Raw genomic sequence first — 620 nt, 5'->3', positions numbered from 1 at the left:
GCGTCCTTCATCGCCTGTGATCGCCAAGGCATCCACCACATGCACTTGTTCGCTTGACCCTATAACGAGTCTGTCTCGTTACAGGTTGAGTTCTCGCGTTGTGCCGTATTCCAATTGAGTCAAACATAGAGTTCGAATCATCTTGAGATACATCGATACAATCACAACCCGGATAGTTTCCACGTCCATCTCAAGACGCTTCCGCTATCCAAATTACTTACTTCTTCCAGATTGTTAAAGAACGACAGCCGATACATACTACGTATCACTCTGACTGGCTCAATCGCCAATGACAAAGACTCGACCCAAGTCGAACGCTTGTCATTGAAGATTGGTGGAGGCAGACGGGATCGAACCGACGACCCCCTGCTTGCAAAGCAGGTGCTCTCCCAGCTGAGCTATGCCCCCATGAGTACAGATTCCCTCAGGTACCTACCGCCAGACAATGGTGGGTCTGGTTGGATTCGAACCAACGACCCCCGCCTTATCAAGACGGTGCTCTAACCGACTGAGCTACAGACCCCTGAGTCTGTCTTTAAATTTACAGCCGATAAGCGTGAGCGCTCAATTTTGCGAGAAGCTCTGGAAAGGAGGTGATCCAGCCGCACCTTCCGATACGG

Annotated in this window: 2 tRNA genes; both read right to left on the bottom strand. The window is 50.6% G+C overall.

Annotation, left to right across the window (positions count from 1 at the left end):
* Positions 1–332: 332 nt before the first annotated feature.
* Positions 333–408 (bottom strand) — tRNA-Ala (locus DIE16_RS36335).
* 38 nt (positions 409–446) lie between these two features.
* A tRNA-Ile gene (locus DIE16_RS36330) sits at positions 447–523 on the bottom strand.
* Positions 524–620 lie beyond the last annotated feature (97 nt).

Origin of the sequence: Burkholderia sp. Bp9090, assembly GCF_003857985.1 — a bacterium.
GTDB lineage: Bacteria > Pseudomonadota > Gammaproteobacteria > Burkholderiales > Burkholderiaceae > Burkholderia.
Note: the sequence above shows the minus strand (reverse complement) of the source record. Positions and strands in the feature narration are given on the sequence as shown.